The sequence below is a fragment of the Geothrix paludis genome, from assembly GCF_022808815.1.
GTDB classification, from domain to species: Bacteria; Acidobacteriota; Holophagae; order Holophagales; family Holophagaceae; genus Geothrix; species Geothrix paludis.
On sequence record NZ_JAKZLC010000006.1, the window covers coordinates 121,519 to 140,496 of the forward strand.

Genomic DNA, 18,978 nt, shown 5'->3' on the forward strand with positions numbered 1-18,978 from the left:
GCCCTGGGAGGCTGGTGAAGCGGGTTATGCTCTTGGCCATGTCCTCCGTGGAGCGCGAGTCCAACCCCCTGATGCAGGCCCGGAAACTGGTCAGGGGCAAGGCGCTCTCCCAGCAGGATCTCCAGCTGCTGAAGGAGATCCTCCTGTTCACGGAAGGGGAGCTGGGACCCCTGCTGGACTCGGGTTCCAGCCAGGCGGCGCCCGCGCTGGCCGCGCCCCAGCAGGCGAAGCTCCAGCGCTCCCTGGGCCTGTTCCTGGTCTTCCTCAACCACCTCTCCGGCCCGAAGCAGGGGAAGGACCGCGTGGCCATGGGGCTGGTCCTGTCCCATGCCCTGAACGAGCTGAAGGCCCTCGCCCAGGAGGCCCACCTCGAGGTCCTCCAGACCCACAAGGAACCGGCCTGGGTGGTCTACCTCCTGGACCTGGTCGCCTCCCTCCGGACCATGGCCACCTCCTTCGGGCCGGAGGACCCCTTCCAGCTCCTGGATGACTGGGCGGCCTTCCTGCAGGAGCGCCGGGACAGCTTCAAGGAGCTGCTGGCGGTCCTCGTGGACGGGCCCGGGGGCGAGGAGCGGGTGTCCCAGCTCAACAGCCGCATGAAGGCCCTCAACCGGGCCCTCCAGGGCGCGGAGGGCCGGCCCATCGAGGCCATCCACCGGCTGGTGGACCTCCTGGAGACCTTCGTGCCCCGGGAGACCCTCTCGCGGGTCGAGCCCCTGCTGCTGGTCCAGCACGTGCTGGACACCCTCCGCCTGATCCTCCTGTGGCCCCTGGACCAGGGGATCAACTGGGGGGCCCTGGAGCAGATCCGGGGCAGCCTCACCTGGCTCTGGAACCACCTCGGCTGGTCGCTGCCCCGCTATGACAGCGGGCGGCTGGAATCCATGCTGACCCAGGAGGTCCGGGCCACCCTCAAGGGGGTGCGCGGTTCCCAGCCCAAGGCCTTCCGCGTGCTCGCCCACAGCCTGGCCTCCCACCTGACCATCCTGGGCCTCGTGGATCCGATCCCGCCGGCGGGGAACATGACCGAGCAGGAGCGCTACGCGGCCGTGCCCATCTATTTCGTCGTGGAACGGGAGCTGGCGCGGCTCGGGGACCAGCTGGGCCGGAGCAAGATCATGGAGGGCCTCCCGAAGGGGACGGAGGAGACCCTGCTGCTGTCGGCCTTCCTTCAGCAGGCGGTGTTCACCCTGAGCCAGGACCTGACCAGCATCCACGAGCTGCTGCACGAGGCCCTGGCCCAGGCGGACGCCGACCACCTCGCGCTCACCCTGGACCACCTGAAGAGCGGCCTCATCAACCACCAGCGGCAGCTGATGGCCGACCTGGTGAGGACCTTCTCCGCGGAGCTGCGGCAGAGCATGTTCCCGAATTCCCCCACGCTGAAGGACGAGGGCGACCAGCTGCGCCAGCGCCTCTACCGCCTGTGGGAGCAGCTCGCCCGGCTCCTGCCCAAGCTCCGCGCCCAGGTCCGCGAGAAGGACTACCTGCGGCTTTCGCTCACGCTCTTCCAGGCCCACAACCACGTGAACGCCTTCCGCCGGAGCCCGGAGTTCTTCCTCATTCGGGCCCGCGACCGCTCGGAAATGGACCGGCTGACCGCGGCCTTCGGCCGCATCCTGGACGCCCAGAGCGACCTGGAGTTCGCGCTGGTGAGCGGGACCGAGCTGGTGGAGGAGCTGTTCGGCTACCTGGAGGAATTCCTGGGCCGCATCAACGCCCGGATGCCCCTCATCAGCCATGACCTCATGGTGGCCAAGGAGGCCTTCCGCCTCAGCCAGCAGCTGCAGGAATCCCAGGGAGCGGGCCCGGGCCGGACGCGGCTGACCAAGATCCTCATCCAGTCCACCAAGAAGCTGGGCGTCCGCGACCCCCAGACCCTGTCCCTGCTGCGGCGCTGGGTGCGCTCGGAGCGGGGCCGGCGGGAGACGCCGGATCCCATCGACGCCCTCAGCTCCCACCTGGAGCGCCTGGTCACGCGCCTGGAAGCGGCGATGGGTTGAAGGCATCCAGGGGGGTGGCTGGGCCGGGCTCCCTGACCGGTCAATCATTGACCGCCATGGACAGATTCTGATCTAAGAGCGGGATTCCGGATTCGTCGACCCTTAATGTGTAACACGTATCATATGTATTGATAGATTTGCTGGCCGGGATTGGCCGCCGATTTGCAATCCCGGCTGTAGTAGCTGCCGGTTTTCGAACAGCGCCGGGACGCCCTGACGCCCCGGTCCTTCTCGTGTTGAGGGGCCCCATGACCCAACGGAAAAAAATCCTGCTCGTCGACGACTCCAGCACGGTGCTCATGGTCGAGCAGATGATCCTCAAGAACAGCCCCTTCGACATCCTGATCGCGCGGGACGGGGAGGCCGGGTTCGAGACGGCGCTGAAGGAGCGGCCCGACCTGATCCTGATGGACGTGATGATGCCGCGCATGGACGGCTTCGACGCCCTGCGGGAGATCCGCGCCCATGAGGAGATCAAGGACATCCCCGTGATCATGGTGACCACCCGCGGCGAGGGCGTGAACATCGAGACCGGCTACACGGTCGGCTGCAACGACTACGTCACCAAGCCCATCAACGGATCCGAGCTGCTAAGCAAGATCAACAACCTCATCGGTTCCTGACGCCTGGAGCCTTCCCGGTCCCGAACAACCGCAGCCGATTGCTGGAGCTTTCCGTGGCCAACGAACCCAACCAAGAATCCTACGTCCGCCGCGTGCTGGAGGAGACGCGCGAGTACGAGCGCCGCCTCCGCGAGGACAACGAGGGGCTGAGGGAGCTCGTCGCCACCCTCGAGTGCGAGCGGGTGGCGCTCCAGAAACGGGTCGAGGAGCTGGAGGCTGGCGCCAACCAGCAGATGAGCGAGTTGAGCGCCCTGCGGGAGCGGCTGACCGCCCAGGTGAACGCGAACCAGAAGTCCACTGAGCAGCAGCTGGCCATCGAGCAACAGAACACCAACCTGGCGAACCTCTACGTGGCGAGCTACCGGCTCAACAGCGCCCTGGACCGGGCGGAGCTCGTGGACGCCATCCGGGAGATCGTCATCAACCTGGTGGGCTGCGAGGAATTCGCGCTGCTCGAGCCGAACGGTGCCGGCGGATGGCAGATCTGCGACTCCATGGGCCTGCCCGAGGACTTCCTGGCCAGCATGACCCGCCCCGACGGGGTCCTGGCCGGCCACCTGAAGTCCCGGAAGATGCACGTGACGGATCCGGCGGTCCTCAGCATGGATGAGTTGGACGTCTCCAGGCCCTCGGCCAGCATCGTCATGAGCGTCGGGGACGAGACGGTGGGAGCCGTCGCCATGTACCGCCTGCTGCCCCAGAAGTCCGGCCTCGAGCCCCTCGACCGGGAGCTCTTCGACCTGCTGGCCGCGAACGCGGCCATGGCCCTCTACCGGCTGAAGCTTCAGGAATTCGTGAAGGGCGGGAAGTAGCCACCCCCCGACGCTTGACCGCACCAAGGAGACCCATGCCCCACTCGCCCACCCCTGGCTGGATCCCGGCGGATGCCGCCAGCGGTGGTGTATCGGTCTACCTGCATCCCGGGCACCTGCACGTGTCCCTCGTGCCCTGCACCATGACCACGATCCTGGGTTCCTGCGTGGCGGTCTGCCTCTGGGATCCCGTCTCGCGGGTCGGGGGCATGAACCACTTCCTGCTCGCCCACCATCCGGCGGGAGAGCCCGATTCGGCGCGCTACGGCGATTCGGCCACGGACCTGCTGATCGGCGCCGCGGCCCGGGCGGGCGGATCCCTCGGGCGGCTCCAGGCCAAGCTCTTCGGCGGGGCCTGCGTGCTGGGATCGGCGGCCCCCGGCGCCAACCACCTCGGGCTCAAGAACGTGCAGGTGGCCCGGGAGCGGCTCGCCGCCCACGGCATCCGCGTGGTGAGCGAGGACGTGGAGGGCGCCCGCGGCCGGAAGATCCACTTCCAGACCCTGGATGGCGCGGTGCTGGTGAGGACGCTCTAGGAGGCCGCATGGACATCGATCTCAATGCCATCCGCGCCACGTTCTTCGCCGAGACCGGCGAGCACCTGAACGAGTTCGAGGGGGCCCTGATCGAGCTGGAGCGGCAGCCCGGGGACAAGGCCCTGGCCAAGACCATCTTCCGGATCGCCCACACCATCAAGGGGGACGCCTCCATGGTGGGCTACACGGCCATGACGGAATTCGCCCACGGGCTGGAGAGCCTGCTGGAGAAGATCTCCGGAGGGGCCCAGCCCTTCACGCCCACCCTGGCCACCATCCTCCTGCGCTCCGTGGACGCCCTCCGGGCCCTGGCGGGGGCCGAGGATCCGAGCCTGATGCCGGCCGGCACCCGGGAGCTCCTGAACGAGCTGGAAGGCGCCTCGCACGGGGGTGGAACGGCGCAGCAGGAGCCCCAGGCCGGAGCCGAGCGGCGATCCCGGGCCCGGGACACCGCCAAGACCCTCCGGGTGAAGGTGGCCAAGCTGGACCGGATGCTGGACCTGGTCGGGGAGCTGGCCATCAGCCGCGGCCGGCTGGACACCCAGATCGCCACGCTCGCCGGGGCGAAGGCCTCCGCCATCCAGGACGCCCACCGGGACATGGACCGCCTCTTCATCGAGCTCCAGGAGCATGTGATGCAGGCCCGGCTCGTGCCGGTCGGCACCCTCTTCCAGGGGTACACCCGGGCGGTTCGGGACCTGGCCCTCCACACGGGCAAGGAGATCGACCTCGCCATCGAGGGAAGCGACGTGGAAGTGGATAACGCCGTGGTCGAGCAGCTGCGGGAGCCCCTCATCCACCTCCTCAGGAACGCCATCGACCACGGCATCGAGAACGGCGTGGAACGGCGGGCCGCGGGCAAGTCCCCCTGCGGGCACATCAACCTGAGGGCCCGGCACGAATCGGCCTTCGTGATCATCGAAGTCGCCGACGATGGCGGCGGGATGGCGCGGGAGAAGCTGCTGGCGCAGGCCCGGAAGTGGGGCGGCGTGGAGGACGTCGACCGGCTCAGCGACGCGGACCTCCAGGCCCTGATCTTCGAGCCGGGGTTCTCCACGGCCACCCGGGTGACGGACCTCTCCGGACGGGGCATCGGCATGGACATCGTGCGGCGCGCCGTGGAGCGGCTGCGGGGCACCATCTCCGTGAAGAGCCTTCCGGGCCAGGGCACCACGTTCACACTAAGGTTCCCACTGACGCTCGCCATCATCGAGGGGTTCGGGGTCACGGCCGGGGACGAGTCCTACGTCATCCCGCTGGATGCGGTGGTCGAATGCGTCGACCTCCCCGCCGAGCAGCGCAGCGAGGTGGAAGGTTCCGGCGTGCTCAGCCTGAGGGGCGAGCCGCTGCCCTACCTGGGCCTCCAGGAGCTCTTCCGCTTCGGGACGGGCGGCGAGGGCCGCCGGAAGATCGTCGTGGTCCACCATGGCGAAGGCCGCGCGGGGATCGCCGTGGACGACCTCCAGGGCGAGTGCCAGGCCGTGATCAAGCCGCTGGGCAGCCTGTTCAAGCAGACCATCGGCATCTCGGGTTCCACCATCCTGGGCAACGGCCGGGTCGCCATGATCCTGGACGTCCCGGCCCTCCTGCGCGAGGCGGTGATCCGCACCGCGGCCCGCGGCGAGACGCCCTGAGGCGGCTCCGGCCGGAAGTCCCCCCATTTCCGCTTCAGACCCAGACCGTTTCATCCGTTTGTTAAGTAGAAAGGAGTCCCCATGTTCTCGATCCGAGACCTGAAGATCAGGACGAAACTGTTCCTGGCGTTCGGGATCATCGCCGCCCTCCTCGTGGCCGTGGCCCTGGTCGGCAACAACGCCGTCGACCAGCTCAGCCGGGAAGCCAACGGCATCCTGAGCCACGAGTACGTCCTCGCCGAGGCTTTCACGAACATCGGCACGGATACCCTCAACCTGCGCCGCTACGAGAAGGATGTGTTCCTCAACTACGAGGACGCGGCCAAGCGGGAGGGCTACGTCCGGAAGTGGAAGGAGACCCACGCCTCCCTGATCGAGACCCTCGACCAGGTCGAGAAGCGGCTCGAGACCAGTGAGGACAAGGATGCCGTCCGGGCGATCCGCCTGGACCTGGGCACCTACAGCACGGAGTTCGAGCGCGTGCTCCCCCAGATCGACATGGGCCTGTTCAAGACCTCGCAGGAGCTGAACAAGGCGGAGGATCCCTTCAAGGACTCCGTCCACCGGCTCGAGGCCACTGCGGAAAAGGCGATGACCAGGCATGAGAAAGAGATGACCGCGAAGGCCCAGCAGATGCAGGGTTTCTCCCAAGCCGTCCTCCGGATGGTCATGGTGGTCACGATCGCCTCGGTGGTCGCGGCGCTGGTGGTGGCGTGGCGGATCTCCCGGGGCATCTCCGTCCCCCTGCTCCGGGTGGCCGAGGGCATGCGGAAGATGGCCGATGGCGACCTGAGGGACAAGGTCGACGTGTCAGGCAAGGACGAGCTGGCCGAGATGGGCGCCGCCTACAACCGCATGGTGGAGAACCTGTCCCAGACCATCGGAGAGGTGAGGACGGGTGCCAACGCCCTGGCCTCGGCGGCCCAGCAGGTGTCCTCCACCTCGCAGGGGCTCTCCCAGGGGACCAGCGAGCAGGCCTCTTCCGTGGAGGAGACCACCGCCAGCCTGGAGGAGCTGAGCAGCTCCATCGAGCAGAACGCCGACAACAGCCGCCAGACCGAGCAGATGGCCATGCAGAGCGCCCGGGATGCCGACGAGAGCGGCCAGAGCGTGGAGAAGACCGTCGAGGCCATGAAGATGATCGCCGAGCGCATCTCGATCATCGAGGAGATCGCCTATCAGACCAACCTGCTGGCGCTGAACGCGGCCATCGAGGCGGCGCGGGCCGGCGAGCACGGCCGGGGCTTCGCCGTGGTGGCCACCGAGGTCCGCAAGCTGGCGGAGCGCAGCCAGGGCGCGGCCAAGGAGATCAACGAAGTGGCCGGCGGCAGCGTGGGCGTGGCCATCAAGTCGGGCGAGCAGCTGAAGGAGCTCGTCCCCGCCATCCGCAAGACCGCCGAGCTGGTCCAGGAGGTCGCGGCCACGTCGCGCGAGCAGGCCAGCGGCGTGAAGCAGATGAACAAGGCCATGACCCAGGTGGACCAGGTCACCCAGCGGAACGCCTCGGCGGCGGAGGAGCTCTCCTCCACGGCGGAGGAGCTCGCCTCCCAGGCGGAAGCCCTCCAGCAGTTGGTGGCCTTCTTCAAGGTGACCGGGGATGAGGCGGTTGCACGGCACGCCCCCGCCGCCCACTTCATGCATCCGGAACCCGCCCCGCTGGCGGGCCGGGCCATGAAGCCCGCGGTCGCCCTCGGCCAAGACCAGCACTTCAAGCGGTTCTGAGGAGGCGGGGATGGACACGAGCGTTCTGGCCGACCTGGCCAACCACGACCAAAGCCAGTACCTGTCGTTCTTCATCGCGGACGAGGAGTTCGCGGTGAGGATCCTGAAGGCCCGGGAGATCCTGGAGTACGGGACGGTCACCAAGGTGCCCGGGGCCCCTCCGACGGTGCGCGGGGTGATCAACCTGCGCGGCGCCGTGGTGCCCGTGGTGGACCTGGCGCTGAAGTTCGGGCTTCCCGAGCGGGAAGTCACGAAGCGGACCTGCGTCGTGATCGTCGAGGTGGGCGCGGGCGAGGACAAGACGACCATGGGGGTGATCGTGGATTCGATCAGCCAGGTGGTGGACCTTCCGGAGGAGCAGATCGAGCCGGCGCCGGACTTCGGGACCAAGGTCAAGCTGGAGTACCTGCTCGGGATGGGGCGCTCCGGGAAGAAGTTCGTGATGGTCCTGGACATCGACAAGGCCCTGTCCCCCTCCGAGCTCTCCTCGGTCACCGCCATCGCGGGGCAGGCCGCGGAGGCGGCGCTGGAAGGCGCGGACCCCGCGTCAGGCGACTGAAAGGCCACCCCCAGCCATGGACCAACCGCGGCGTCCCGCCTCTCCCGCGTCTGAGGCCGCGGGAGACTACTCGATCCGGAAGGAGGAGTTCCGCGCCTTCCAGGACCTGATTCACCGGGAATCCGGGATCTTCCTCGCGGACCACAAGCTGGCCCTCTTGGGCGGCCGCCTCCACGCGCGACTCCGCGCCCTGGGCCTGACCAGCTACGGGGAGTACTTCAAGGCCGTCCAGAAGGACGAGGCTGAGCGCATCGAGATGCTGGACCGGATCTCGACCAACGAGACCCACTTCTTCCGGGAGCCCCACCAGTTCGAATTCCTGAAGGCCCGCGTGCTGCCCAGGTGGGTGGAGGACGCGCGGGCCGGAAGGCGCCCCCGGTCCATTCGGGTCTGGAGTGCCGCCTGCTCGACGGGGGAGGAGCCCTACTCCATCGCCATGCTGCTGCTGGACCAGCTCCCGTCCGCGGAGGGCTGGTCCATCGAGATCCTGGGCACCGACATCTCCACCCGGGTGCTGCAGAAAGCCAAGGACGCAGTGTGGCGCATCGAGAAGGCCGAGGAGATCCCCACGCCCTACCTCAAGGCCTTCATGCTCGAAGGGACGGGCCCCGAGAAAGGCAAGATGAAGGCCGGGCCGGAGATCCGGTCGCTGGTCTCCTTCTCCCGGATGAACCTGAACAGCCGGCCCTACCCCGTGCCCGGCGGGTTCGACATCATCTTCTGCCGGAACGTCCTGATCTACTTCAACACGGCCACCAAGGCGGGGGTGGTGGAGGAGCTGCTGGCGCACCTGGCGCCGAGCGGCCTGCTGCTCCTCGGCCATGCCGAAAGCCTCCACGGCCTCACCGAGCAGGCGCGCAGCGTGGGACCCACCATCTACGCGCCGCTCCAGTCCACCTACTTCAGCGGGCAGAAGCTGCCACGGCTGCGCTGACCGTGATTTCAGGGGCCGGGCACGGCCGCCGATAAGAACCCTGACGTACGTATTCTCTTGTCTCGCGGCATCGGGCCACGTACTTCTTTAGCCAGGCCAGGACCACGCAGGCAGGTGGAGCGCGATGTCAGAACTCCAGCGGAACCCCGGACAGCTCCCGATCCAGGTCCTGGTCGTGGACGATTCGGCCGTGGTCCGGCAGGCGCTCACGGCCATCCTGGGCCAGGAGCGGGACATGCGGGTGGTGACCGCGCAGGATCCCATCTTCGCCCTCCAGAAGATGCAGACCCTGAGGCCGGACGTCATCGTCCTGGACCTCGAGATGCCCCGCATGGACGGCATCACCTTCCTGCGCCGGCTGATGAAGGACGATCCCCTGCCCGTGGTGATCTGCTCGAGCCTGGCCGCGCGGGGGGCGGAGGCGGCCATGCTGGCCCTCGAGGAGGGGGCCCTGTCGGTCATCACCAAGCCCCAGCTCGGCGTCCGGGACTTCCTGCACGAGTCGGCCATGCAGATCATCGACACGGTGCGCGCCGCCGCCCACTCCCGCCTGCGCCGGAGGCGGGCCGCGCCCCAGCACCGGCCGCCCATCGAGACCGGGGTGCCTGTGCTGGGGACCACCACGGACCAGGTGGTGGTGGTGGGGGCGTCCACGGGGGGCACGGAGGCGCTCCGGGAGCTGCTGTCCACCATGCCGGTGGATTGCGCGGGCATCGTGGTCGTCCAGCACATGCCGGAACTGTTCACCGCGGCCTTCGCCAAGCGGCTCAACGAGGTCTGCCGGATCGAGGTGAAGGAGGCCGAGGACGGGGACGGGATCCTCGTGGGACGCGCCCTGATCGCCCCCGGGAACCGCCACACGGAGGTGGCGCGGTCCGGCGGCCGCTACGTGGTCCGCGTGAGCGACGGGCCCCTGGTCTCCCGCCACCGCCCGAGCGTGGACGTCCTGTTCCACTCCGCCGCCCGCGCCGCCGGGTCCAACGGGGTGGGCGTGATCATGACGGGGATGGGCGATGACGGCGCTAACGGCATGCTGGAGATGAAGCGGGCCGGCGCCTACAACCTGGCTCAGGACGAAGCCTCCTGCGTGGTGTACGGCATGCCCAAGGAGGCGGTGGAGCGGGGCGGGGTGGACGCTGTGGTGCCGCTCCAGGCGCTGCCGAAGGCCATCCTGGACGCCGTGCGGCGTGGGTGGCGGGGCTGAGGCGCCCACTCGGCCGCTATTCAGCTTTGATGCGCACCGAGAAGGAGTACATCTTCGAGTTGGAGTACCGCGTGACCACGCGGAAGTTCCGCAGCAGGTACCAGCACCGGGCCTTCACGTTGCCGTCCGGGGTGGAGGACCAGAGGTTGGATTCGTCGTCCGGATTCAGGAAGTCGCCGTACGGGTTCCGGTGGCCCACGAAGGGGATCTCCAGGATGGCCTGACCATTCGCCAGACGGCTGTTGTCGCTCAACCCCGGGATGGCGTCGAAGATCGTGCCCCACTCGTCGTCCGAGGGGATGCGGGACCCGAACAGCTTCATGGCGGCGTGCCAGGTGAACAGGGTGTTCCCGTTGAACTCGTAGATGCCCTCCCGGTGGTCCGGAGCGGCGACTTCGTTGTGGCGCCGGAGCCCGATGCCCCCCACCTCGACGGAATCCGGGTGGACGGTGATGGCGTGGACCTTGGCCAGCTCTTCCGGAGTGCTGGCGTAGCGCTCCTCCAGCTCCTGGAGGAACTGGACCACGGGGTCGTCCGCCGGGGCGGTGTGGCGGGCGGGAGAGGGCGTCGGGGCGGGCCTCTCCGGCTGGAGCCGGACGGTCCCCAGCAGGAGGTCGGCCTCCTGCTGGAAGGTGGACAGGGGAACCTGGATGCCCGCCTCGATCAGCTTGGCGGCCCGGGCGATGCGTTCGGACAGCACGCCGTGGATCAGGAGCGCCTCCTCGTGGAGGCGGATGATCTCCGGGGTGTCCAGGGGAGCCGGGGGGCTGGGGGCCGGGTGGAACAGGAGCTGGGCACCCGCGGGGGTCAACTCCTTGCCCCGGGATGGCTCGAAGCTGGGGCGTGTGTCTTCATGGAGGAGGTCGGGCGGGATGGCCCTGGGGGGCGGCTGGATGACGGGGGGGATCCGGCCGGAGGTCTCCGGAGAGGAGGATCCCTCCGCTGGCGCGCGCAAAGCCTCATCCCGCAGCCTCAGGCCCTCCAGGAGCACCATGGCCGTGCTCTCCCGGATGGAGTGCATGGGCGCCTCGGTGCCCTCCTGCATGTCGAAGTTGCCGCCCTTCCAGGCGATGAGGTCGTAGACCGCCTGGGCCCCGGTGACCTGGTCCCGGACCGCGTGGACCACCTGGCCGTCCTTGAGCCAGACGCGGCCCGTCTGCCGGCCCAGCCGCACGGTCAGGCAGCCCGTGTTCCGGGTGGCGGAGTAGAGCTGGACGAGGTCCACGAACCCCAGGCTCAGGGAGCCGGTGAAGCCGCCCTGGTTGGACTGGATGGCGAGATCGACCTCTTCGATGAGGGCCTTGGGGGCGAACGGCTTCTCGACGAAGCCGAAGGCGCCCCGCTGGTCGATCTCCTTGCGCATCTGGGGGCTGCCGAAGGCCGTGATGAAGATGATGGAGAGGTCCGGCTGGATCTTCTGGGCCTGGATCATCAGGTCGATGCCGTTCACCACGGGCATCTGGAAATCGGTGATCAGGACGTCGATCTTCTCCCGATGGAGGAGGGACAGGGCCTCCATGGGGTTGGAGCAGATCTTGAAATCCACGGTCGGGCGCTCGCGTGCGAAGTGCTGAGACACCGACCAGAGGAGATCCTCTTCGTCATCCACCATCAGGACACTGGCCATGGTCGAATGAGATGCAATGGGGAGGCCAAGTGTTTGCATGATATTAATTGAATGAAATACTGATCTTGCGTGTCGTTGGGGCCGAATCCGAAGCAGCGATTCGGATCATTTATTAACCAGGTGATCAGTCTTTGACCGGGTAGGCCCCGGCCTTCCGGAGCCAGGACCGGAGGGTCACCCGGGTCACGCCCAGGGTCCTCGCCGTCTGGCTGAGGTTGCGTCCGGAGGCCTCCCAGGCGTCCACCATCCGGCTCCGCATCGTATCCTCCAGGCGCTCCTGGGGCGCGGGCGGCAGGGGGCTGGCGGAGGAGCCCGCGATCTCGGGGGGCAGGTCCGCCAGCTGGATCTCGGCCCTGGGCGTGAGGATGGTGGCGCGCTCGAGGACGTTGCGCAGCTCGCGGATGTTCCCGGGCCACCGGTAGCGGGTCAGGGCCGCCATGGCCTCGGCGGAGCAGCCCGAAGGGGCGGTGCCCATGCTCTCCCGGAACTTCGCCAGGAAGCAGTCCACTAGGAGCGGAATGTCCTCCAGCCGCTCCCGCAGCGGCGGCAGGTGCACGGCCAGGACCTTGAGGCGGAAGTAGAGGTCCTCCCGGAACCGGCCGGCCTCCACGAAGGCCGAGAGCTCCCGGTGGGTCGCCGCCACGATGCGGACGTCCACCTGGATCTCCCGCTCGCCGCCCACCCGGCGGAAGGGGTGCCCTTCCAGCACCCGCAGCAGCTTGGGCTGGAGGTCGAGGGGGAGCTCCCCGATCTCGTCCAGGAAGAGCGTGCCCCGAGAGGCCAGCTCGAACAGGCCCCGGCGGGCCGACTTGGCGCCCGTGAAGGCGCCGGCCTCGTGCCCGAACAGCTCGGATTCCACCAGCTCCTTGGGCAGGCAGGCCGCGTTGACCACCACGAAGGGGCCATCCTTCCGGGGACTGGCGCGGTGGACGAAGCGGGCGGCCAGCTCCTTGCCGGTGCCCGTCTCCCCCGTGATGAGCACGGGGGCATGCACGGCTCCCGCTGCCTGGGTGAGGGCCCGCATGGCCCGCTGGAAGGCCGGGGCCGAGCCCACGATCCCCTCGCCCGCCATGGACTGGCGCCGCATGGCCTCGAGGCTGCGGCGGAGGGTGCTCTGCTCGAGGGCGGCCGAGAGGCTCGAGAAGAGCGTCTCGGCCCCCACCGGCTTGGTGAGGTAGTCCGAGGCGCCGAGGCGGAGGGCCCGGATGGCGGAAGCCGCCTCGTCGCGGGCGGTGAGGACGAGGACGGGCGTGGTGGGATCCTGGGCCAGGAGGCCCTTGAGCAGGTCGTGCCCGTCCTCGTCGGGCAGGCCGAGATCCATCACCACCAGGTCGTGGAGGGCCCGGGCGGCCAGGCTCCTCGCCTGGGCGGCCGTGGCGGCGCGTTCGACCTCGTACCCCTGGCGGCTCAGCAGCCCGGTGAGGGCGAAGGCCAGGTCATCGTCATCTTCCGTCAACAGCACCCTGGGCACGAGGGGCCTCCCGTGGGAGCGAGAGCAGGAGGCAGGTCTCCTGCTGGGGGATGGAGGTGGCCACCAGGCTGCCCTGGTTCTCCAGGGCCAGGCGGTGGGCGATGGCCAGCCCGATCCCGGTCCCCTTGGGCTTGGTGGAGAAGAAGGGCGAGAAGATCTTGGTCAGCAGCTGGGGCGGGATGCCGGGGCCGTCGTCGCAGATGCGGATGTGGGTCATGGTCTGGCCGCGGAGGGTTCCCGCGGAGGCCGCCTCGATCCGGATACGGGTGGGGTCCTTCACCGCGTCCAGGGCGTTCTCCAGGAGCGCCACGAGGATGCTCACGGTCTGCACCTCGTCCGCGTAGACCGTGAGGCCGCCGGGCGGAACGGAGAGGGTGGGGCTGGTGCCGAAGGGACGCAGGCGGCCCTCCAGGCTCTCCATGGAACGGAGCACCATGGACTTCACGTCGAGGACCTTGGGGGTGGGCACCGAGGGACGGCTGAAGTCGAGGAAGACCTTCATGAGCGATTCGATGCGCAGGGCGAGCTTCTGGAGGCGCTCCACGCACTCCAGCTGGGGGCCGGGCTGGAGGTCCTGGTTCAGGAGCTCGCAGAGGGTCCGGATGGAGGCGAGGGGGTTCCGGACTTCGTGGGCGAAGGAGGCGGCCAGCTGCCCCAGGTCCGAGTAGCGTTGGCGCTGGCGCTCGTTCTCCTGGAGGTTCCAGAACTCCGCCTTCTGCCGGATGGCCGCCGAGAGCCCATCGAAGAGGACATCGGGCGTGACGGGCTTGGTGAGGTAGTCCGTGGCCCCGTACCGGAGGCCCCGGATGGCGGAAGCCGCGTCGTCGCGGGTGGTCATGACGAGGATGGGCAGGCTGGGGTGCTGGTACGACAGCCCGCGCAGCAGCTCGAACCCGTCCTCGTCCGGAAGGCCCAGGTCCATGATCAGCGCATCGTAGGCCGTCCGTGAGAGGCAGTCCCTCGTCTCCGAGGCGTTGGCGGCCCACTCGACCGAACAGCCGCGGGTCCTCAGGATCTCCTCGGCCATCATCGCCGTGACCGGATCGTCTTCGGTGAGCAGAATCGAGTACATGGGATCCAGGGGAGGGCCGGGCGGGCCGGAGCCGCGCGCGGCCTGGCGCGGGTTTCTTCAGGGTACCGCAAAGGCGAGGCAGGGCCCCGGGTTTCCGGGCCCGGGAAAACAGGGGATCATGTCCTTCGGCCACCGCCATGCAACCGCCCCCCCTGCCTCCCGATGAAGCCTTCCGTCTGGAGGTGGTGCGGAGCCTCGGCCTCCTGGACACGCCGGCGGAAGCGCGCTTCGACCGCATCGCCCGGGCGGCGGCCCGGTTCTTCCAGATGCCCGTCGCCTTCGTGAGCCTGGTGGACGCCACCCGCCTGTGGCTCAAAGCTCGGCAGGGGTTCGACCAGACCGAGGCGCCGCGGGACCTGTCCTTCTGCGGCCACGCCATCCTGGCCTGGGAGCCCTTCGTCGTGGAGGATGCAAGTCTTGATGAACGGTTCGCGGACAATCCCCTGGTCGTCGGCCCTCCCTTCATCCGGTTCTACGCGGGCATGCCCCTGCGAGGCCCCGGGAACGCCCTGGTGGGAACCCTCTGCGTGATCGACCGCCTTCCCCGCGCCTTCTCGCGCTCGGACCGGGAGTACCTGCAGGACCTGGCCGCCTGGGCGGAGCTGGAGCTGATCCATCCCCCCGCGGGGGCCGGGAATGCCGTGGCACCCGCGGGAACGGCCGTCCATGCTCCGCAGGCGCTGGACCGGGACGCCCACCTGAAGCTCATGCTCCAGGCCCTGCCGGACTTCCTGTTCCGCCAGGATCGCCAGGGGACGTACCTGGAGGTCGTGGCGCGCTCCACGGGCGACCTGGTCAAGCCCCCCGAGCAGCTCCTGGGGCACACCATCTCCGAGGTCCTGCCTCCAGGGGAGGCCATGGCCTTCCTTCAGGGCATCGGCGAGGTGCTCGACACCGGGGAGACGCGCACCATCGAATACCACCTCACCATCGACGGCCGCGGGGAGGATTTCGAGGCGCGCATCGTGCCCTGCGAGCCCGGCCAGGTCCTCAGCATCGTCCGCAACATCTCGGCCCGTCGCGATCACGAGCGCATGCAGGAGCGCTTCCTGCGCACGGTCATCCACGAGCTGCGGACGCCCCTCTCCAGCATCAGGAGCAGCCTGGAACTGATGCTCGAGCAGGAGCGCGCCGACGGCCTGTCCGGGAAGGCCCGGGATTTCGCAGCCATGGCCCACACCAACACCGTGCGCCTCGCCCGCATCGTGGACGACATCCTCGGCCAGGCGAAGCGCGGCTACCTGTCCGTCTCTCTGCGGCGCTGCAACCTCCAGGCCCTCGCCCGTCAGGCCGTGGAGATGGTCCAGGCCTACAGCGACTCCTTCGGCGTGCACCTGCCCCTGCAGCTCTGCTCGGAGGAAGCCGAGGTTCGCGCGGATCCCGACCGGGTGATCCAGATCCTGGTGAACCTGCTGTCGAACGCGGTGAAGTACAGCCCTCCAGGGGAATCCGTGGTCACGCGCGTCCTGCCATCCGGGACCGGCTGGGCGGTGGAGGTGGAGGACCACGGCCCCGGCATCCCGGCGGCCTTCCAGCCCAGGGTCTTCCAGGAGTTCTCCCAGGCCGGCGGTCCCCACCAGCAGCCTGGAAGCGGGCTCGGGCTCTCCATCTCCCGGTCCTTCGCCCAGTCCATGGGGGGCGCCATGGCCTTCGAATCCGAACCCGGGCGCACGGTCTTCCGCCTGGAGCTTCCGGTGTCGCTCCGCCCCTCCGCGCCGGACGACGGAGGGCCGGGCCGGCCCACCGCCATCCTGCATGTGGAGGACGACGATGTGGTAAGCGAGCTGCTGGCCAGCGCCCTGGAAGGCGTGGCGAGGGTCGATCACGTCAGCACGCTGGAAGCGGCCCGGCAGCGGATTGCGGAGGGTCGCTGGGGCCTGGCGGTCCTGGACGGCATGCTGCCCGACGGAGCCGGCGCCGACCTGCTGCCCCTCCTGCGCGAGGCCTATGGCGCGGACTTTCCGGTGGTCCTCTACACCGGGGACAGCCAGTCGGTGGAATCGGACGGAGCGTTCATCCATGTGCTCATGAAAGGGCGCTGTGGGCCCGACGAGATCCGCCGGGTCGTCCAGGGAGCCCTGGAAAGACGCCTGCGGCGCTGAAGAAGCCGGCCCACGCCACCCGCCCCGGACCGCCGGGTCACTGTGGCGCGTGGGCCCTGAGGTGGTCGCGGAAGGCCTGGATGGAGGCGGCGCCGACCTCCTGGAATTCTGCCAGGGCGGATCGGCAGGCCGCCGGATCGCCGCCCTTCGCGGCCGTCTCGATGGCCGCGGCGCGGGACCGGAGCATCGCCAGCCCGATGCTCCCAGCGGAGCCCTTCAGGCGGTGGGCGGAGGCGCGCACCCGCCCCAGATCCGCGGCCTCGATGGCCTCCCGCAGGTGGAGGCCCTCCTCGGCGAAGCGGTGTTCGAACAGATCGACCATCTGCAGGAGTCGCGCCTCGGGGATCCCATGCTGGAGGCAAGTGTCCAGGTAGGCGCAGTCCAGGAGGGGGGACCGGGGACGAGCCCCATCCTCCTCCTGGCCTGAAGGGCGCTGTCGATCGGACATGCCCGCCTCCCCAGGAAATAGTCTAGGCCGTTCAAGCCATTTCCTGGCGGCGCGATCAGGCGATGCCTGAATCTCCTGATTCGGCGGACCGCCTCGAGATCCGCGCGCCTGGTGCGGTTTCCGACCCCAGGGTTCGACGGATGTCGTGGCCGGCAAAAAATGTCGCGACTGCTTCCAGGGCTCTGCCGGTTCCGCCCAGGCTAGACTGGCCGATCTCCTTCCACCGCCGACCCGCTCCTCCGCGCCTTCGCGCCGGGCCCCCGGCGACGGCGGGAGGCGCTGGAGGCATCCATGTCCATCACGCGATCCCTGGGCTCACCGGCCCTCACGCTGGCCCTCACGCTGGTCTTGGCTGCGGGGCTCATGGCCCAGGGCACGGGCCTGCCGAGCGAGATGCCCGCCGAGTTCAAGGAGGCCTCGGAGAGCTGGGACCACACGCGGCGGGAGGTGATGATCCCCATGCGGGACGGGGTGAAGCTGAAGACGATCATCCTCGTGCCGAAGGGCGCCAAGGACGCGCCCATCCTCCTGACCCGCACGCCGTACAGCGCCGCGGTGCAGACGAGCCACGCCGCCAGCGCGCACCTGGAGCCGGTGCTGCAGGGCTATGACAACGTGGCGGACCTCATCGTGGAGGGCGGCTACATCCGCGTGATCCAGGACATCCGCGGCAAGTACGGCTCCGAGGGCGACTACGTGATGAACCGGCCCCTGCGCGGGCCCCTCAATCCCACCCAGGTGGACCACAGCACCGACACCTGGGACACCATCGACTGGCTCGTGAAGCACCTGCCGGAGAGCAACGGCCGCGTGGGCATCCTGGGCATCTCGTACGACGGCTTCCTGCCCCTCATGGCGCTGGTGGACCCGCACCCGGCCCTGAAGGCGGTCGTGCCCATGAACCCCATGGTGGATGGCTGGCGGGGCGACGACTGGTTCCACCACGGCGCCTTCCGCGCCCAGAACCTCAGCTACATCTACGAGCAGCAGGCCACCCGCGCGAACGACCTGAAGTGGTGGACCGATGTCTTCGACGACTACGACCTGTTCCTGCGGGCGGGCTCCACGGGGGCCCTGGCCGCCAGCCGGGGCATGGAGCAGCTGGGCTTCTGGCGCAAGCTCACCGAGCACCCGGCCTACGACGCCTTCTGGCAGCAGCAGGCCATGGACAAGGTGCTGGCGGGTCGGCCCCTCCGGGTGCCCACGCTCCTCGTGCACAGCCTCTACGACGCCGAGGACATCTACGGCGCGTTGGCGGTGTGGAAGGCGCTGAAGTCCAAGGACACCGCGGGCGATCGCCTCTTCCTGGCCATGGGCCCCTGGAGCCACGGCGGCGAGATCGGCGAGGGCAGCGGTCTGGGGCCCCTGAAGTTCGGCCAGGACACGGCCCTGCACTTCCGGCGCGAGATCCTGAAGCCCTTCCTCGACCAGCACCTGAAGGGCGCTGCCAAGGCGGACTTGGCGCCCGTGAGCGCCTTCGAGACGGGCACCAACACTTGGAAGAAGCTCCCGGCCTGGCCCGTGGCCGGCGAAGGCACCGCCGTCCGCGCCACACCCTTCTACCTGGAGGCGGGGCTGAAGGTATCCACCACCGCCCCGAAGACCGGCGGCGCCCCGTACGAAACCTATGTATCCGACCCGGCCAAGCCCGTGCCCTTCCGGGCCCGGCCCATCCAGCCCGTGGGCTACGATCCGTCGCACACCTGGCCCCAGTGGCTCACGGACGACCAACGGGAGGCCTCAGGCCGGCCCGACGTGCTGGCCTTCGTCTCCGAGCCGCTGAAGGAGCCGCTCCGCATCGCCGGCGAGCCCGTGGCGAACCTCGTGGCCTCCACCACCGGCACCGACGCCGACTGGGTGGTGAAGGTCATCGACGTCTACCCGGACGAGGTGGCGGCCCAGCCGCAGATGGGCGGCTACCAGCTCATGGTCTCCGCGGACATCTTCCGGGGACGCTACCGCGAGGGCTGGGACGCGCCGAAGGCCCTGAAGCCCGACGAGCCCCTGACCTACCGCTTCGCCCTGCCGGCGGCGAACCACGTGTTCCTGCCGGGCCACCGCGTCATGGTGCAGGTGCAGTCCACCTGGTTCCCCCTCTACGAGCGCAACCCCCAGACCTTTGTGCCCAACATCTTCTTCGCCCGGCCCGAGGACTACCGCCGCGCCACCCAGCGCATCTGGCACGCGCCCGGCCGGGCCAGCTTCGTGGAGCTGCCGGTGGCGCGGTAGAA

At 69.0% G+C, this 18,978-nt stretch carries 15 protein-coding genes; 11 read left to right on the plus strand and 4 right to left on the minus strand.

The genetic code is table 11. From position 1 onward, the window contains the following. The first annotated feature begins 26 nt into the window (after positions 1–26). The 9 genes from MLE64_RS14580 (at position 27) to MLE64_RS14620 (ending at position 10,027) form a co-directional block, all read left to right on the plus strand. The gene (locus MLE64_RS14580; protein ID WP_243318808.1) at positions 27–2,003 is read left to right on the plus strand and encodes a hypothetical protein; all 1,977 of its coding nucleotides are present in this window, start codon (positions 27–29) and stop codon (positions 2,001–2,003) included. A 248-nt stretch (positions 2,004–2,251) separates the two neighbouring features. Next, entirely contained in the window at positions 2,252–2,626 is a 375-nt protein-coding gene (locus MLE64_RS14585) for a response regulator (RefSeq protein ID WP_243288580.1), read from the plus strand. Between the two features lie 53 nt (positions 2,627–2,679). Next, positions 2,680–3,438, plus strand: coding sequence for a coiled-coil domain-containing protein (locus MLE64_RS14590; protein ID WP_243318809.1), 759 nt, complete (start codon positions 2,680–2,682; stop codon positions 3,436–3,438). Positions 3,439–3,473: 35 nt separating this feature from the next. Beyond that, positions 3,474–3,974, plus strand: a complete 501-nt coding sequence (locus MLE64_RS14595; protein WP_243318811.1) for a chemotaxis protein CheD — start codon at positions 3,474–3,476, stop codon at positions 3,972–3,974. Positions 3,975–3,982: 8 nt separating this feature from the next. Further along, positions 3,983–5,608 (plus strand): chemotaxis protein CheA, encoded by a 1,626-nt coding sequence (locus tag MLE64_RS14600; RefSeq protein WP_243318812.1) that lies wholly within the window; start codon positions 3,983–3,985, stop codon positions 5,606–5,608. 81 nt (positions 5,609–5,689) lie between these two features. Further along, positions 5,690–7,330 carry a methyl-accepting chemotaxis protein gene (locus MLE64_RS14605; RefSeq protein ID WP_243318813.1) on the plus strand — a complete coding sequence of 547 codons (1,641 nt, stop codon included), beginning with the start codon at positions 5,690–5,692 and terminating at the stop codon, positions 7,328–7,330. A gap of 10 nt (positions 7,331–7,340) precedes the next feature. Further along, complete coding sequence (locus tag MLE64_RS14610) at positions 7,341–7,889, plus strand: chemotaxis protein CheW (RefSeq protein ID WP_243318815.1); 549 nt, start codon at positions 7,341–7,343, stop codon at positions 7,887–7,889. Positions 7,890–7,905: 16 nt separating this feature from the next. After that, the gene (locus tag MLE64_RS14615) at positions 7,906–8,823 is read left to right on the plus strand and encodes a CheR family methyltransferase (protein WP_243318816.1); all 918 of its coding nucleotides are present in this window, start codon (positions 7,906–7,908) and stop codon (positions 8,821–8,823) included. A 124-nt stretch (positions 8,824–8,947) separates the two neighbouring features. Beyond that, positions 8,948–10,027, plus strand: a complete 1,080-nt coding sequence (locus MLE64_RS14620) for a protein-glutamate methylesterase/protein-glutamine glutaminase (RefSeq protein WP_243318818.1) — start codon at positions 8,948–8,950, stop codon at positions 10,025–10,027. Positions 10,028–10,043: 16 nt separating this feature from the next. Here MLE64_RS14620 and MLE64_RS14625 read toward each other — a convergent pair whose 3' ends face one another. The 3 genes from MLE64_RS14625 to MLE64_RS14635 all read right to left on the minus strand — a co-directional run bounded on the left by MLE64_RS14625 (position 10,044) and on the right by MLE64_RS14635 (position 14,197). Next, positions 10,044–11,654 (minus strand): response regulator, encoded by a 1,611-nt coding sequence (locus tag MLE64_RS14625; protein ID WP_243318819.1) that lies wholly within the window; start codon positions 11,652–11,654, stop codon positions 10,044–10,046. A 124-nt stretch (positions 11,655–11,778) separates the two neighbouring features. Beyond that, a complete protein-coding gene (locus MLE64_RS14630; RefSeq protein WP_243318820.1) occupies positions 11,779–13,125 on the minus strand; it encodes a sigma-54-dependent transcriptional regulator in 1,347 nt (448 codons plus the stop codon). Continuing rightward, on the minus strand, positions 13,097–14,197 hold the full coding sequence (locus MLE64_RS14635) for a hybrid sensor histidine kinase/response regulator (RefSeq protein ID WP_243318822.1): 1,101 nt from the start codon (positions 14,195–14,197) through the stop codon (positions 13,097–13,099). The genes MLE64_RS14630 and MLE64_RS14635 overlap by 29 nt, the downstream gene beginning before the upstream one ends. A 137-nt stretch (positions 14,198–14,334) precedes the next feature. On the opposite strand from MLE64_RS14635, the gene MLE64_RS14640 reads away from it, so the two are divergent. Beyond that, positions 14,335–16,299 (plus strand): hybrid sensor histidine kinase/response regulator, encoded by a 1,965-nt coding sequence (locus MLE64_RS14640; RefSeq protein WP_243318824.1) that lies wholly within the window; start codon positions 14,335–14,337, stop codon positions 16,297–16,299. 37 nt (positions 16,300–16,336) lie between these two features. Here the strand turns inward: MLE64_RS14640 and MLE64_RS14645 are convergent, their stop codons facing one another. Further along, entirely contained in the window at positions 16,337–16,747 is a 411-nt protein-coding gene (locus MLE64_RS14645) for an Hpt domain-containing protein (protein WP_243318825.1), read from the minus strand. Between the two features lie 291 nt (positions 16,748–17,038). Here MLE64_RS14645 and MLE64_RS14650 point away from each other — a divergent pair, with 291 nt between their 5' ends. Continuing rightward, a complete protein-coding gene (locus tag MLE64_RS14650) occupies positions 17,039–18,976 on the plus strand; it encodes a CocE/NonD family hydrolase (RefSeq protein ID WP_243318827.1) in 1,938 nt (645 codons plus the stop codon). The last annotated feature ends 2 nt before the right edge of the window (positions 18,977–18,978 follow it).